Origin of the sequence: Asaia sp. VD9, from assembly GCF_037150015.1 — a bacterium.
In the GTDB taxonomy this organism is placed as follows: domain Bacteria; phylum Pseudomonadota; class Alphaproteobacteria; order Acetobacterales; family Acetobacteraceae; genus Asaia.
Window position 1 is genome coordinate 266,746 of sequence record NZ_JBBCQM010000003.1, and the last position, 14,893, is coordinate 281,638.

Genomic DNA, 14,893 nt, shown 5'->3' on the forward strand with positions numbered 1-14,893 from the left:
CGACCTGCCCGATAGACCCCGCATACCGAAACGGTCTTGGCCCCCGATATTTGCGTGTAGGGCGTGACACGGTCTCCCGGCGGACGGGTCACATGCCCTGTTGCATGCTTATCCGGGTGCAGGAGAGCGAGCGAAGCGGGCTTTATGCAGCGACCGGCTCCCGCAGGCTTTGAGCCCTGCGCCCCGCACACCGGCGCGAGGAACAGGAAGACTTCCCCCCGCTCTCGAAGCTGCGATGCCGGGCAGGCTGGCCTGTCAGGCCGGAAACAGTTACAGGACTGAGCAGTGTGAAGTGGTTTTTCACCCTCGAGGCAGGGCGCGTCAGGGAGAAAACAAGCCCTCCGTTCGCCTCGTATGCGCGGGGAAGGGCCGCCTGAGGATGAGGGAGCCGTGTCCTGAGCCGTATGGAAGATCCGGATCTCCACCTGATGGATGAGCGCGGGAGACGGATACGGGCCGCGCGTAGAAATGGCCGGATCTGGGTTTTCCTGATTCCCGGTCAGATCAGATTGCTGCGTCTCGTTTCACTCCTCTGCGCCGAATCTGCGATGGCAGGCGGAGCGCCTTGCGGTGTTCTGGTGGGCAAGATGACCTTTTTCGATTCCGATCGTTCCATCGCGATTACGGCCCATTGCGATCAGGCGGCCCTTGATGGCTGGGGGAGCAAGACGGGGGCGGCGTCTCGCTGGACCACAGGCAATGCCCTGCTGCCTCTGGGGGAGCGCACCATGGCTGGCCCCGGTGTACTCTCTATCGAGATCCTGTCAGACGGTCCCTATCTGGCCGCTGACTGAGCGGGACACTGGCGTCTCTGTTCTGAGGCGGCCACCTTGGCAGCCCGTTGCCAATGCCAATGCCAGTGCCAGTGCCAGTGCCAGTGCCAGCGCCAACCGCCGGTATCAGTCTCTGGAGTGCTGTGCGGACGCTGACCGGGCGATCTGATGGGGTGGTGTGTTTCGCAGGGTGGATTTGAGTGCCGCCTGTGCCCTGGCGCGTCGTTTGCGCTGCCAGATCAGCACCCCAGTGACGGATAGCAGCGCCGTCGCGATTCCGCTGAGACAAACGAGAATACGCCCGACGAGACCGGCCAGCCTGCCGCTGTGAAACGGGTCCTGCACCTGCAGGATCAGATCGCCCAGACGGCCATGCGGCGGGAATTCGGCCTGGGTGATCGCGCCGGTCTCACGATTGACCGTGATCATCGGACTGCCAAATCCTGCAGGAAAACTGTCATCATTGCTGAACAGGTAGAACATGGCGCTATCGGCCGCGCTGCTGAGGAGCAATGCGGCCGGACGCGCGGAAACACCATGCGCGACGACATAGTCATAGGCCCGTGATTCCGCCTCATCGAGGTTCAGAGGATGCGCGCCGCCCGGTCGGGGCACGGGCGGTGTCGGCTCCGCCATCGGGAAAAGCGTACGCACGACCGGCTGAAAGACTTGCGGTCCCAATGCCAGAGCGACGCCGCTCACAGCCATTCCTAGCAGGATGATCCAGAGCCAGAGACCAAAAGCGCGATGAAGGTCAAAAAACAGACGCAGGGCCGAGCGGGGGCGGGTGATGACCCATGCTTTCTGCCACCCCGACCAGAACCCTCGACGCCACGGAGGGGTGACAGGCGGCAAGGTGAGCAAAAGTCCGTTGAGGCAATCGAGGCTCCAGACCAGCGCCGTAATACCGATGATCCACAACCCGATGGGCCCGGCAGCCAGAGAATAGTGCACCCGATAGATGAACGGGATCAGGACGCGCCGCCCCAGACAGCAGCCTTCGGCGATACGACCGCCCATTTCATGGGCATCTGACGGGTCGAAAAACAACTCATCTGTGCGCGACCTGCCCGATTTGTCGGTCGCGGGCGACAGATAGGCATGGATCGTCCCGCCGGGGGCTGGGCGATAATCCACGGCGATAAGGCTCTGATCGGGATGCTGGCTTCGTATCACTGCCACGATCCGGCTCAGGGGCAGTTGCGCATCTTTGTGGGGAGTGATGAACAGATCCGGGTTGAGCATCCGGTCCAGTTCGACACGAAACACGCTGACGCTGCCGGTCAGACCGATGACGACAAGGAGCGGTGCCAGGACGAGCCCGACATAACGGTGCAGCAGAAGCATCGAATGCCGCCCGTGACGCAGGGGCCATAGCCATGCGTCCAGTCTTGACGCGCCTTTTCGCGGCCGCTGCGTGGGGCGCAAGGGCACATGGTGCCCTGAACCAGGGGGCGTGACGGGATCAGGCGCCTTGTCGATGAGAGCTGTCCCTTCACGAGAGCTTGAGCGTCGCCATCGCTAAAGACTGCGCAAGTGATAGTCAATCGCATTGTGTGTGTGGATACGGGATCGCTATGCGGAGCGCGCGGAGCTGATAGAGCGCCAAAAGACGAGGGCTGGGCCATCGAAAAGAGAGCCGGTATGGCGTTTACGGCGAGGCTCTTTTCCTGGCTCGGCCTGTGTCGGCCACCAGCCCACAAAAGAAAACCCCGCCTTGCGGGGCGGGGTTCTCCGATGCGTCATGGACGAAGCTGGCAGCCGGGAGGGCGGGCGGGTCCGGCGTTCCGCTGTACTGGGCTCAGACGTCGAAGCCGTTCGGCAGCAGCACCAGGTCGCGCACCACCGTTCCCTTGCGACGGGTCAGCATGAAGATCAGCGCCTCGGCCACGTCGGAAGGCTGCATCATGCCGCCACCTTCGAGGGCGGCCTTGCGGCGCTCGGGGTCCCAGTCATTGATCAGCGGCGTCACGACCGGGCCGGGCTGGATGGCACCCACGCGCACACCATGCGGTGCCAGCTGGCGGCGGCAGGTATGGGTGAAGGCCTGAACGGCGTATTTCGACCCCGTGTAGATCGGCTCGGCCACGATCGGCACCACGCCCGCCACGGAGCTGGTGATGATGATGTCGCCGCTGCCCTGCTTGATCATGGGCGCCATGGCGACGCGCGCCGAATGGAAAGCCGCATTGATGTTGAGGTTCAGCATGCGATCCCACACATCCGGGTCGCCTTCCCAGGCATTGCCACCGACATAGGAGCCCGCATTGGCGAACATGATGTCGAGACGGCCCTGCTCTGCGAGCACGGTGTCAACGGCCTGCTGGATGCTGGCGTGGCGGAAAAGATCGACTTCCACGCCGTGCAGCTTGTCGCCGAGTTCTTCGCGTGCCTTGTCCATGGCCGCCTTGTCACGGTCGAGAACATAGACGATGGCGCCAGCCTTGATGAGGTGGCGGACGCATTCCAGGCCGATGCCCGAGGCGCCACCTGTAACGGCAGCGATCTTGTCCTGAAGAGGAAGCGACATGCTTACATACCTTCTTGTGCTTCGGCGCGTCCTGTCAGGGCCGCGCCGGAGGCCCGATAAAATAATCAGGCCTCACTATGCGGGTAATGTCGCATGGTCCCGGGCGGGCGCTAAATAACGATGTTGTCAATCAGGCGCACAGAATCGAGAGCGGCTGCGGCGAGCAGCCGAAGCGTCTGCCCCGGCGTCATCTCCCGTGCGGGCATCAGGGTCTGAGCGTCGCAACAGGCCAGATAATCGATGGGGCCGAACCCGGCGGCTTCGAGGTCTGCCTCACCCGCAGCGAGTGCCGCCGCAATGGGGCGCCCCGCACGGATCGCACGTGCCGTCTCCTGCATGATGGCGTGAAGCCGTGGGGCGCGAATACGCGCCGCTTCCGGCAGGCGGCGGTTGCGCGACGAAAGCGCCAGGCCATCCGCTTCGCGCAGGGTCGGGCAAGACGTGATGCTGACCGGCAGGTTCAGATCCTGCGTGAAGCGCCGGATGATCTGCAGTTGCTGCCAGTCCTTCTCTCCGAAATAGGCACGATCTGCCCCGCTCATGCCAAACAGCTTGGTAACCACCGTTGCCATGCCGCTGAAATGACCGGGACGATGGGCACCCTCCAGCCGGTCCGTCAGACCGCTGACCTGGACGCTGGTGCTGTAGCCCTCGGGGTACATTGCCTCGACCGTAGGGATGAAGATGCCATCCACCCCCGCCAGCAAGGCGACATCCGCTGCCTCGCTGCGCGGATAATTTGCCAGATCATGCGCGTTATTGAACTGGGTCGGGTTCACGAAGATCGAGACGATCACCCGGGCGCATTCTGCCTGCGCCGCCCTGACCAGGCTGAGATGCCCCTCATGCAGTGCACCCATCGTGGGCACCAACCCGATCGAGGCGCCCGTCTTTTTCCATTCCGTCACGCGGCTTCGAAGCGCCGCACTGTCCCTGAGGATCATGACCGGTCCCCAAAGCTGTGCTCTGCCCCCGGAAAGGCGCGGCTCCGTACATCCTGAGCATAGGCCCCTATCGCCTCGCCAGCCTGATCGGCCAGATTGGCATAGCGTCTGACGAATTTCGGCTTGAACGCGGCAAAGAGCCCCAGCATGTCGTCGATCACCAGGATCTGGCCGTCGCATTCCGGCCCCGCGCCAATGCCGATTGTCGGAATGGTCAATGCCCGGGTGATGCTGTCCCCGAGGCTTCGGGGCAGTTTTTCGAGCACCACGGCAAAGCCACCCGCTTCCTGCACGGCACGGGCGTCGTCCAGCACACGCGCGGCATCGCTGTCTCGCCCCTGTACCTTGTAGCCTCCAAGCGTATTGACCGCTTGCGGCGTCAGCCCGACATGGCCCATGACCGGGATGCCGCGCGTCACGAGAAAGGCGATGGTTTCCTTCATATGGACACCGCCCTCCAGCTTGACCGCCGCCGCACCGGTTTCGGCGAGAAGGCGCGAGGCGTTGCGAAAGGCCTGGGCCGGGCTCTCTTCATAGCTGCCAAAAGGCAGGTCCACCACGCAAAGCGCCCGCTCGAGACCGCGCATGACCGCCTTGCCATGCAGGATCATCATATCCAGCGTGACCCCCAACGTTGTCGGCAGGCCATGCAGCACCATGCCCACGCTGTCGCCCACCAGCACGATGTCGCAGTCACGATCGGCCAGACGGGCAACGGGGGTCGTATAGGCGGTCAGGCAGACCAGAGGCGTGCCGCCCTTGCGTGCCATGACGCCCAGCGGCGTGAGACTATGGACCGGGGTCGATGCACTCATGACAGCCCTTTCAGCTTCTCTTTGTCAGGCCCGATTGTCGGTTCGTTTCAGCACCGCAGTCAGGCCGCGCCAGATCTGCACGGGCCGCCTTTGTGCCATCACGAAGAGGTCAGTCGGGGGGCACGTTCTTCTCTCTCCCTTTCAAAGGGTGTCAAGATGGCCCGAACGGGATAAACTGCCCGCCTACTGGACAGGAAGATGGATCAGATCATGGTTTCCGAAAGCGCCGCCCTGCATTTCACCATTGAGCCCACGAGCTCGCCGACCCCGGCTGATCATCGTGCGGACCTCATTGCCAACCCTGCTTTCGGACGAATCTTCACCGACCATATGGCCATCGTCAAATACAGCGAGGGCAAAGGCTGGCATAACGCGAAGATCACCGCCCGCAAGCCCCTGACACTCGATCCTGCCGCATCGGTTCTGCATTATGCGCAGGAAATCTTCGAGGGTATGAAGGCCTATCGCACCGAAGGCGGCGGCATTGCGACTTTCCGTCCCGAGGAGAACGCGAAACGTTTTCGCGCCTCGGCTGAGCGTATGGCGATGGCCGATCTGCCTCAGGAAATCTTCATGCAGGCCGTCGACGAGTTGGTGAAGATCGATCGGGACTGGGTGCCTGCGGGTGAAGGCAAAAGCCTGTATCTTCGTCCCTTCATGATCGCGACCGAGGTCTTCCTGGGCGTGAAGCCCGCGTCGGAATATCTGTTCATCGTCATTGCCTGCCCGGTAGGGGCCTATTTCGGCTCCGGCTGCGTGTCCGTCTGGGTGTCCGAGGACTATACGCGCGCGGCTCCCGGCGGTACGGGCGCCGCCAAATGCGGCGGCAATTATGCGGCAAGCCTCGTGGCCCAGCGCGACTCAAAGACCCATGGCTGCGATCAGGTCCTGTTTCTCGATAGCCGCGAGCAACGCTTCATCGAGGAGATGGGCGGCATGAACGTCATGTTCCTGCGCGATGACAACACACTCGTCACCCCGCCTCTGACCGGCACCATCCTGCCCGGTATCACCCGTGACGCTATCCTGCAGCTTGCAAAGGATCGTGGCCTCAAGGTCGAGCAGGCACCGCTGGAAATCGATGAAATCTTCGCTGGGGCCGCATCAGGCCGTTACAAGGAAGCCTTCGCCTGCGGCACGGCGGCGGTAATCAGTCCCATCGGCTCCCTGCGCCGTACGGGTGGCGAAGCCCTATTTGGCGATGGCAAGACTGCCGGCGAAGTCTCGATGGGTCTCAAGAAAGCCCTGACCGAAATCCAGGCGGGCAGGACCAACGACGCGCATGGCTGGATCCACACCATTACCTGAGCGAGCAGAGTACAGCCCCCTCGAAGTGGGGGGTGGCTTCTGCCTATGTTCTGGGGGCGGGCGCCAACTCTCACCTGCGGCTTCGCTACTTACCCCCAAAGGGCAAGCGCCTCCGGGGGGGAACGGTCCGGGCCTCATATAGGGATCGGACTGCCCTCGTCCCTGTGTCGCGCGGTTCAGTAGTTTTCGTCGAGCGCTTCCGGGGGCGGGCTGTGACGTTCCGGCTCCATGGTGCGGCTGATGGCGGCGACTTCCTCGTCGCTTGCGGCAGGCTGGGGTGAAAATCCAGGGTGCTCGCTGCGGCGTTCCAGCAGCACGCTTTCCAGGGCGGAAGGATCGGCCGCTTCGGCCTGACGGAAAAGGCTCTCGGCTTTTTCGTGCTCCCCCTCATCCTCTGCCCGGAAAGCAGCTTCAGCCAGAGAACGTGCGCTGTGATGCTTGTTATCTTCCCCATCGAAGATCGGGGTTTCGAACTGGTCATTGGCCATGGCGCGTCTCCTTGTCGGTCTGTCGACCCTTCACAGGATGAAACACCTGCGCCGGAAGAGGGTTCGTTTTTCTGGACCTGTCTGCTCCCATACTTTAAGAGCGGGTCTTTCCTTCAGTCCTGACGTGAATGGATGAGATGAGCGCGGTCGGATCCGCTGGTCAGTCGGCCGAATGGCAACAAAAACGCGATGCGCTCGTCGCCGCGATCTGGCGCGCCCATGAGACACGCACTCCCCTGATCATGGGGATCGTGAATGTCACACCGGATTCCTTTTCCGATGGTGGGTGTCACGACGACGAGGCGGCGGGCACGGCCCATGCGCGACGTCTGTCTGCTGAAGGGGCCAGCCTTCTGGATATCGGGGGCGAGTCCACACGACCAGGCGCCGATTTCGTGCCAGCCTCAGAGGAAATTGCCCGGACGCGCCCGGTCGTGCTGGCTCTTGCGGATGAACCGGCATTTCTGTCGATCGATACCTACAAGGCAAGTGTGGCACGCGAGGCCGTACGCGCCGGTGCGGTCGCGATCAATGATGTCTGGGGCATGCAGCGTGACCCGGCCATGGCGCGCGTGATGGCCGAGACCGGGGCTGTCGCCGTCCTGATGCATAATCGTGAGGACATCGATCCTGCTCTTGATATGCGCGACACGCTGCGCCGCTACTTCGACGCCCTGGTGTTGCAGGCCGAGCGCGCAGGAATACGGCGCGAGCGTATCGTGCTCGACCCCGGCATAGGCTTTGGAAAGACCGACCCGCAAAACCTGGAGAGTATCCGGCAGATTCAGATGCTGCGTGAGGTCTATGGCCTGCCGGTCCTGCTCGGCCTGTCGCGCAAATCCCTGTTTGGGCGTCTGCTCGGTCGAAGCGTCGAGGCACGTCTGGCAGGCACCATGGCCGCCAATCTGTGCGGCCTGAATCAGGGGGCAGCAATCTTGCGCGTTCATGATGTGGCGCCCCATGTCGATGCGGTGACGATCGCAACTCTGCTCAACCGATCCTCACTGGATGCGCGCGCCTGATGAGCCGCCTCTTTTTTCCTGCTTCGGGAGCGCTGCCTGCACGATGACCCATTCGACCATTCGTATCGACCGGCTGAGCGTTTTCGGTCATCATGGTGTCCTGCCGGAAGAAACCCGCCTGGGGCAGAATTTCCTGATCGATCTGGTGGCAACGGTCGAGACATGGGCGGCTACGCAGAATGATGACTATCGCGCGGCGGTTTGCTACGCCGCGCTTTGCGATCATGTTGTTGCCCTGGTGGCGGGCGAGCCTGTTCAGCTCATCGAGACTCTGGCGGACAGGATTGCTGAAGCCCTTCTGGCTGCGTTCCCGACAATCACGCGTTTGACGATACGGGTAAACAAGCCCGCAGCCCCCATCCCGCATCCGTTTGGTATGGTCAGTGTCGAGACGACGCGGGAGCGTTTTCTGCCGGTCGGCTTCTCGCTGGGGTGCAATATGGGCGATCGCGAAAGCGCGTTGTCCATGGCGGTCACCTGGCTGGGTGTCACGCCGGGAGTGCAGATCGAGGCCGTATCGGGACTGTATCGTACCGCGCCTTTTGGTGGGGTCGAGCAGCCCGATTTCTATAATCTCTGTGTCACGGGGCGCAGCGCCCTCGAGCCACTGGCCCTCCTGCGTGTGTGTAAGGAGATCGAGAGCCGTCTGGGCCGTGTGCCGGGGCAGCGCTGGGGGCAGCGCGCAATGGACGTCGATCTGCTCTATCTCGGGGATCGGGTGGTGGAAGCCCCAGTGCTGACCCTGCCGCATCGTGGCATTGCCGAGCGGGCTTTCGTACTGGTCCCCCTTGCAGAAATCGCTCCCGAACAGAAAATCAGTGGACTTTCCGTATCGGACATGTTGATCAGGCTCCCCCGCGAGGCTGATGACGTTGTCCCCTGCGCGGAACGCCTGTCTTGCATTGCCGAGGACCTGAAATGACCAAGCCGACTGCCGATCTCGTGGCGCTGGATGCCGCTCGCCACAAGGGGCAGGGGGGCGAGCGCCCCATCGCACCGATTGCGAAGCCCGAGGATGCGGAAGCCCGCATCGCAGGAGCGGTGCGTGAAATCCTGCAGGCTCTGGGTGAGGACCCCGATCGCGAGGGGCTGTTCGAGACACCGGGCCGGGTGGCGCGCATGTATCTGGACGTGCTGGGCGGCCTGCATGAGGACCCGCGTACGCATCTGCACAAGCAATTCCTCGCCGATCAGCATGAGGGGGCGGTGATCGTCCGTGATATCGGCTTTCATTCCATGTGCGAGCATCATCTCCTGCCGTTTTTCGGCAAGGCGCATGTGGCCTATCTTCCCGAAGGAGGCAGGCTCACGGGGCTCAGCAAGATCGCGCGCACGGTGAACGTTCTGGCGCGCCGCCCACAGCTTCAGGAGCGCCTGACCGATCAGATTGCCGCCTCGATCATTGAGGTGCTCGAGCCCAAGGCCGTCATGGTGCTGGTCGAGGCCGAGCATATGTGCATGGCCATGCGCGGTATCCGCAATGTGGGCAGCCGTACGGTCACGACCGTCGTGCGTGGCACCTGGCAGCGTGATGCTGCGTTACGTGCCGAGATCATGTCTCTGCTCAAAGGGTAAGTCCTGGGCAACGTGTGGGTGTTGTGCCTCACGTTGCTGTGTTTTGACGTCACGGGGTTTTGACGCGAGGGCATGATCACTTTCACGACGGACGGGAAGAGAGACCATGAAACAGCGTCTGGCCTTGTATGCCCTCTTATTGTCGGTCGCAGGCAGCACACTCATTGCCTCATCGTCTCACGCCACTGACGAGGGGGGTGTCCCCCCGCAGGCGGAAGACAGTATCGATGCCGGGTACAAGCCGAGCGGCAATATCGAGATCATCGGGCGTTTTCAGGACGCGCAACCATCGGGCATCGCCATTCTTTCCGATCGCCGCATGGTGCTTGGCTTTCCACGTAGCCTGCACGATCACGACGGCCCCCGACTTGCACTGTTCTGTCACGGCAAGCTGACGCCGTTCCCCGATGCGGAGAGCCAGGGGCGCTTCGTTTCCCCCCTGGGTATGACCGTTGATGCCAGCGGCCAGCTCTGGGTGCTCGATGAGGGTATCCTGGCGGGCAAGGGTACAGTGCCGGGAGCAGCGCGCCTGTTCCATATCGATCCTGTTGCCAGACGCATCGTCGAGGAGATCCAGCTCAGCGCGCCGGCACTGCGTTCGGACAGCCATCCGAATGATCTGCGTATCGACCTGACCCATGGCGACCGTGGAACCGCCTTCATCACGGATTCCTCCCTGACCGTGCATCCTGCCCTGATCGTTGTAGATATTGCGACGAACACCCAGAGGCGCCTGCTGGCCGATACCGAACCGGTCATGCCGCGTCATGGTTTCCTGGCGGTGCTCGATGGCAAGGCGTCGCGCTACAATCCGGACAAGCCGACCATGGCCCAGGCCGGTGCCAACGGCATTGGCCTGAGTGCCGACCAGCAGACCCTGTTCTGGCAACCACTGACGAGCCGCGAACTCTACTCCGCGCCCACCGCGGTTCTGGCTGACCCCAAGGCGACCGAGACGGAGATCGAGTTCAGCGTCAAGGATGAAGGCGAGGCGGGCATGGGCGATGGCATGGCCACTGCGCCGGATGGACGTCTGTTCCTGACCGATATCGAGCGTCATGGTATCTTGCAGCGCACGCCGGATGGCACGATCTCGGTCGTAGCCCACGACCCGAGGCTGATTTCCCCGGATGGTCTCGCCTATCGGGACAACACGCTCTACGCCACGATCGGGCAATGGTCACGCCAGCCTGCCCTGAATGACGGAGTGGATAAGGAGCAGCGCCCATGGCTTGTCGTCAGGATCACCCTGCCGCCCTATCAGCCCTGAGAAGCCTTTATGGCAGGAATCGCGCAGGCGATCGTTTGTCGCGTGTCATGGAAGAGGGACACCCTTATAGGGCTCCCTCGCAGGCTTGGTCAGTTATCGGTGTTGAGCGACCATGAGGCGGCGCTTACACGGCTATCTGTCATGAGCGTGCTGACCAGGGTTTCAAGCGCGCTCGCGCCATTGGATGACACCATCAGAGCGATGGTGATGGCGATCTGGTCGTTATCCTCATCGCTCAGAGACAATTTTCCGATTGTGTAATCCGCATCTTCAAGCCGGGCTTTCAACTGCGTGGTCATGTCCTGCACGCTCAGACGGCAGGTGACGACGCGCAGCCCGTATCCGGTTTCCATCGCCTTGGCCTGAAGCGGGATCCGGTCGATTGCGCGCACGATGGGGCGCAGCAGCGTATTGCCTGCAATGATAAAGAAAGTGAGCAGAAAGCCCTCGGCCAGCATGTCACTGCCCACACAGGCGCCCACAGCGGCGGAACACCAGAGCGTGGCGGCCGTATTCATGCCGCGTACGGTGGCGCCCTCCTTGATGATGGCGCCCGCCCCCAGAAACCCGATTCCCGAAACGACATAGGCGATCACGCGCAGGGACTCGACGTCACCCGCAATGCGTTGGGCCAGATCGACAAAGGCGGCGCCACCCAGGGCTACCAGCGCGTTCGTGCGTACGCCCGCAGTCCGTTGTCGATATTGCCGCTCTGCGCCGATCAGCGTGCCGAACACGAAGGCGCTCAACAGGCTGATACTCGAATCCGTAAAGGAATGGAGGTCGAAAGTCTCGATGAAGCGCATCGGAGATCCAGTCTTGGCTGGTTGGCTGGCCCGGCCTGTCTAGTCGGTTTTCCCTCCTGCGCCCACCCGCCCGGTAGGGATTTTCCGACTGAATCTCCACGATCGGCAATGTTATATCACGTGATCGTGAGAGCCAAACGGGTCCAGGGTGGCGCGTCCGTTTTGCGGGTGTGTCAGGGAGGGAGACTCACAGGATGTATCGGCGCATCCGGCGTTTTCAGAACGCGCGACCGCGCCACGCTGTCGCACGCCTGTTCAGCAGCGCCATGATCGTATTGCCGTTATGGCTCTGGCCGTATTCCCCGGCAGCGCAAGCAATCACAGCGGTTCCGCTCCGCCCAGCAGCGCTCTCTCACGCTTCGTCCTCCACGGCGACGTCGTTTTCAGGCGCGCGGCCCCCATTGGCCTCGTCGTCTGATGCAGCCACGCGGCGCCATACCGACACAGCCCCGATCCAGATCAAGGAGCGCGGGCGTGCAACGTCCCTGAGGCACAGACAGAGCATCCGTGTGCCGCCGCCACGCCGGTCGCGAGCGCCGCACGATGGCGACTACTGGGAGGGGATCGAGGCGCACATGACGGTAGAAGGCGGCATAGCGGGTAATCCCTGGACGCGTTCAGCCCGTAATTTTGGCCAGTTCTATCTGGACCGGGCCAATACGCTCACCCTCAATCAGATTCTGGGCACCGTTTCTCATGCCATGACCGATATCGGCGCCGGGTATCGTCTGGGTTTTGTAGCGGAGGCCATGTACGGGTCCGACTCCCGTTTCGATGTCACGATCGGCATGGGTGATCGTGCCCTGAGCGGAATGTATCAATGGGCTCCCACACAGGCGCATATTGATCAGCACACGCCCTGGCTGTTTGGCCGCGGGATCGATTTCCAGATCGGGCAATCCTACGGGTTGATGGGTACAGAGGGAACGGCTGCTCTCTCCCGCCCATTCTACAGCTTCAATTACAGCTCGGATTTCATCGTCCCGTTCCAGACGGTCGGGGTGATCGCAACGGCCCATATCGGGCCCCGTCTCGATGGTATCCTGGGGGTGGATGCGGGGAATTCGACCACTTTTGGCCAGAGCAGCAACAACAATCGGCCTAAAGGGTATCTGGGCGTTTCTTTCACCCATCTTCTCGGGGATCGTCTCGACGGGCACCTGATCGGGCGCGCAGGGCCGCAGGGGCATGACGGCGATTCGCGTCTCTCGCCTGAGGGGTGGGTCAGTGCCGGGATCGGCGAAGCGGCGGCGCACAGGATGCAGGTCAATGCGGATCTTCTGCTGGCCTATCATCCGAGCAAGACCCTGTCCGTCACCTTCGGCAGCACCTGGCTGCATGATGAGGTGCCCGATGACGATGCATGGGGCAGCACGGCCTATCTGGCCTGGGACATGACGCCAGCCCTGCGACTCAATCTCCGGGGGGAGGTTTTTCGCGATAATACCGGGGTGCTTATCGCGGCCTATCCGGGCACGACGTCATTCGGCAAGCAATTGCGCAACCAGCCTTATCCCTTTTATGCCGCGCCACCCACGACCTATGGAGACCTGACCCTGGGGCTGCGCTACGAACCGGGTTTGCTCAATCGCTACAGGCCGCTCGGGCGGGTGGTTCTGCGTCCCGAGATACGCGTCGATCAGAGCCTGAACGGCACGCGTCCCTTCAATCGCGACGCCCCGGCCTCAGACCCGATCGTTCGCAACGGTGACCCGACGATGCTCTGGTTCTCCTGCGACATGATCTGGAGCTTCTAGCCTGCGGGGTGGCACTATGTGTTTCAGGGATCAGTCCTGACAAGCATCGAATGGCCGTATGCCAGGCCTAACCCGGCTGGGCGGCAGACCCTGCCAGAAGTTCCCCATCGATATTGAATTCCGAACCGGTCACGTAGCATGCCTCGTCCGAGGCCAGCATCACGCAGAGCGACGCGACCTCATCGACCGTGCCGAAGCGCTTGAGCGGTGTATCCGCCACGAGAGCTGCCATGCGGGTTTCACGGTCGGGACCGTCGCCCAGCATGGCTTCCCACATTGGGGTGAGAATGGCGGCGGGGTGGATGGAATTGCACCGTATGGCCCAGTTTCTCTGGGCGGCGTAAAGAGCCACGGTCTTGGTATGATTGCGTATGGCTGCCTTCGAGGAGGCATAGGCCGCCGCTCCCGGTATGCCGACCAACCCTGAGCGGGAGGAGATATTGATGATCGATCCTGTCCCTCTCAGTCCCATACGGCGCAGGGCATAGCGACAGCCGAGAAACGTACCATCCAGATTTGTATGATGAACGGCGCGCCAGTCAGCAAGGCTGGCATGTTCCGGGTCATGGGGGACAATGCCGTTTTCAAACCCCGTAATCCCCGCATTATTCACCACGATGTCCGGGACTGCCCCGGATTTTTCATCCGCCGCCTCGAGCGCGAGCCACTCAGCCTCGCTGCGGACATCGAGCGGGACAAACCGGCAGGAAAGGGTATCGGCCGCAGCTTGCCCTGCTTCACGGTCAAGATCGGACAAGAGTACCCTGCATCCTTCACAGATGAAGCGTCGTGCAATGGCAAGGCCAATACCCCGTGCCGCGCCCGTGATAAGAGCCGTTTTTCCGATTAGCCGGGTCATTTTACTGGTTCTTCTTTCCCAAGACGGTGATTCTGATCGTAGTCTCGCTTCGCGCCGATGGGCAGGGGGAGAAACAGGATCGTGACAGCGCCAGAGAAAGGCACATTTTCAATTGGTCTGGTTCGGGGTCTGCCTCGTGCAGATTTCAGCGAATGCCATGAGCGTATGATCGCGTCCGGGCCCCAGCGCTGTCTCGACGCCGTTGAACGCTTCCGCACCGAGGACGATGCTTTCATCCGAACCTGCCTGACCCTGCGCGATTTGCCTGGACGTATGACAGGGGGGAAGAACGCTCACCGTTTTGGTATGGAGAGCTTCACTCCTCTCGGCCGTATCGACAATCACTGGGTAGGTTACGGCCTTGTCGGGCGTTTCTGGCAGGCCGGGTATGGGCTGGCATCGACTGAGCGTACGGCCAAGGCATTTTGGGAGGCCGATGGCAGGGCCTGCCGTCTGCTTCTGACGTTTGCGACACAGCCTGCGTCGGATGGGGTTACGCGGCTCGTGACCAGGACAGAAATCTCCTGTCCTGATCCGCGGGACCGGCGCAAGATGACGCTTTACTGGCTGCTGATACGGCCTGTCAGCGGCATAATAAGACGCCGCATCCTGCGCGCAGTGGAAATGGAATGCATGAGAGCGGATATTCAGAAGGCCTCATAGGCGACGTTAGCGGAAATAAAGTAAGTATAAAGTATCTTTGTGGTAGATCGACGATAAATTACCTGAACAGTGTCTCTGGGTGG

General features: G+C 62.0%; 15 protein-coding genes. 8 read left to right on the forward strand and 7 right to left on the reverse strand.

Features of this window, described 5'->3' with window-relative positions:
* Positions 1-428 precede the first annotated feature (428 nt).
* Positions 429-794, forward strand: a complete 366-nt coding sequence (locus tag WFJ47_RS05850; RefSeq protein WP_127103672.1) for a hypothetical protein — start codon at positions 429-431, stop codon at positions 792-794.
* 105 nt (positions 795-899) lie between these two features.
* On the opposite strand, the gene WFJ47_RS05855 is transcribed toward WFJ47_RS05850, so the two are convergent.
* From WFJ47_RS05855 to panB, 4 genes are all read right to left on the reverse strand, one after another.
* Positions 900-2,120, reverse strand: a complete 1,221-nt coding sequence (locus WFJ47_RS05855) for a PepSY-associated TM helix domain-containing protein (protein ID WP_336761520.1) — start codon at positions 2,118-2,120, stop codon at positions 900-902.
* Positions 2,121-2,574: 454 nt separating this feature from the next.
* A complete protein-coding gene (locus tag WFJ47_RS05860) occupies positions 2,575-3,303 on the reverse strand; it encodes an SDR family oxidoreductase (RefSeq protein WP_127103670.1) in 729 nt (242 codons plus the stop codon).
* Between the two features lie 110 nt (positions 3,304-3,413).
* Positions 3,414-4,247, reverse strand: coding sequence for a pantoate--beta-alanine ligase (gene panC, locus WFJ47_RS05865; protein WP_127103669.1), 834 nt, complete (start codon positions 4,245-4,247; stop codon positions 3,414-3,416).
* Entirely contained in the window at positions 4,244-5,062 is an 819-nt protein-coding gene (gene panB, locus WFJ47_RS05870; RefSeq protein ID WP_408868623.1) for a 3-methyl-2-oxobutanoate hydroxymethyltransferase, read from the reverse strand. Before panB ends, panC begins: the two co-directional genes overlap by 4 nt.
* A 210-nt stretch (positions 5,063-5,272) precedes the next feature.
* Between panB and WFJ47_RS05875 the strand changes: the two genes are divergently transcribed.
* Positions 5,273-6,370 carry a branched-chain amino acid aminotransferase gene (locus WFJ47_RS05875; RefSeq protein ID WP_336761524.1) on the forward strand — a complete coding sequence of 366 codons (1,098 nt, stop codon included), beginning with the start codon at positions 5,273-5,275 and terminating at the stop codon, positions 6,368-6,370.
* A 176-nt stretch (positions 6,371-6,546) separates the two neighbouring features.
* Here WFJ47_RS05875 and WFJ47_RS05880 read toward each other — a convergent pair whose 3' ends face one another.
* A complete protein-coding gene (locus tag WFJ47_RS05880; protein ID WP_199751988.1) occupies positions 6,547-6,858 on the reverse strand; it encodes a hypothetical protein in 312 nt (103 codons plus the stop codon).
* A gap of 137 nt (positions 6,859-6,995) precedes the next feature.
* Here WFJ47_RS05880 and folP point away from each other — a divergent pair, with 137 nt between their 5' ends.
* The 4 genes from folP (at position 6,996) to WFJ47_RS05900 (ending at position 10,725) form a co-directional block, all read left to right on the forward strand.
* Positions 6,996-7,880 carry a dihydropteroate synthase gene (folP, locus tag WFJ47_RS05885; RefSeq protein ID WP_127103666.1) on the forward strand — a complete coding sequence of 295 codons (885 nt, stop codon included), beginning with the start codon at positions 6,996-6,998 and terminating at the stop codon, positions 7,878-7,880.
* A gap of 43 nt (positions 7,881-7,923) precedes the next feature.
* Positions 7,924-8,802, forward strand: a complete 879-nt coding sequence (folK, locus tag WFJ47_RS05890) for a 2-amino-4-hydroxy-6-hydroxymethyldihydropteridine diphosphokinase (RefSeq protein WP_336761527.1) — start codon at positions 7,924-7,926, stop codon at positions 8,800-8,802.
* On the forward strand, positions 8,799-9,455 hold the full coding sequence (gene folE, locus WFJ47_RS05895) for a GTP cyclohydrolase I FolE (RefSeq protein WP_127103664.1): 657 nt from the start codon (positions 8,799-8,801) through the stop codon (positions 9,453-9,455). The genes folK and folE overlap by 4 nt, the downstream gene beginning before the upstream one ends.
* 106 nt (positions 9,456-9,561) lie before the next feature.
* The gene (locus tag WFJ47_RS05900) at positions 9,562-10,725 is read left to right on the forward strand and encodes an L-dopachrome tautomerase-related protein (protein WP_336761530.1); all 1,164 of its coding nucleotides are present in this window, start codon (positions 9,562-9,564) and stop codon (positions 10,723-10,725) included.
* 89 nt (positions 10,726-10,814) lie between these two features.
* Here WFJ47_RS05900 and WFJ47_RS05905 read toward each other — a convergent pair whose 3' ends face one another.
* On the reverse strand, positions 10,815-11,531 hold the full coding sequence (locus WFJ47_RS05905) for an MgtC/SapB family protein (protein WP_127101651.1): 717 nt from the start codon (positions 11,529-11,531) through the stop codon (positions 10,815-10,817).
* Positions 11,532-11,725: 194 nt separating this feature from the next.
* Here WFJ47_RS05905 and WFJ47_RS05910 point away from each other — a divergent pair, with 194 nt between their 5' ends.
* The gene (locus WFJ47_RS05910) at positions 11,726-13,288 is read left to right on the forward strand and encodes an outer membrane beta-barrel protein (RefSeq protein WP_336761533.1); all 1,563 of its coding nucleotides are present in this window, start codon (positions 11,726-11,728) and stop codon (positions 13,286-13,288) included.
* Between the two features lie 67 nt (positions 13,289-13,355).
* Here the strand turns inward: WFJ47_RS05910 and WFJ47_RS05915 are convergent, their stop codons facing one another.
* Complete coding sequence (locus WFJ47_RS05915) at positions 13,356-14,147, reverse strand: SDR family oxidoreductase (RefSeq protein WP_336761535.1); 792 nt, start codon at positions 14,145-14,147, stop codon at positions 13,356-13,358.
* Between the two features lie 165 nt (positions 14,148-14,312).
* Between WFJ47_RS05915 and WFJ47_RS05920 the strand changes: the two genes are divergently transcribed.
* Positions 14,313-14,810 carry a hypothetical protein gene (locus tag WFJ47_RS05920; protein ID WP_336761537.1) on the forward strand — a complete coding sequence of 166 codons (498 nt, stop codon included), beginning with the start codon at positions 14,313-14,315 and terminating at the stop codon, positions 14,808-14,810.
* Positions 14,811-14,893: the final 83 nt, after the last annotated feature.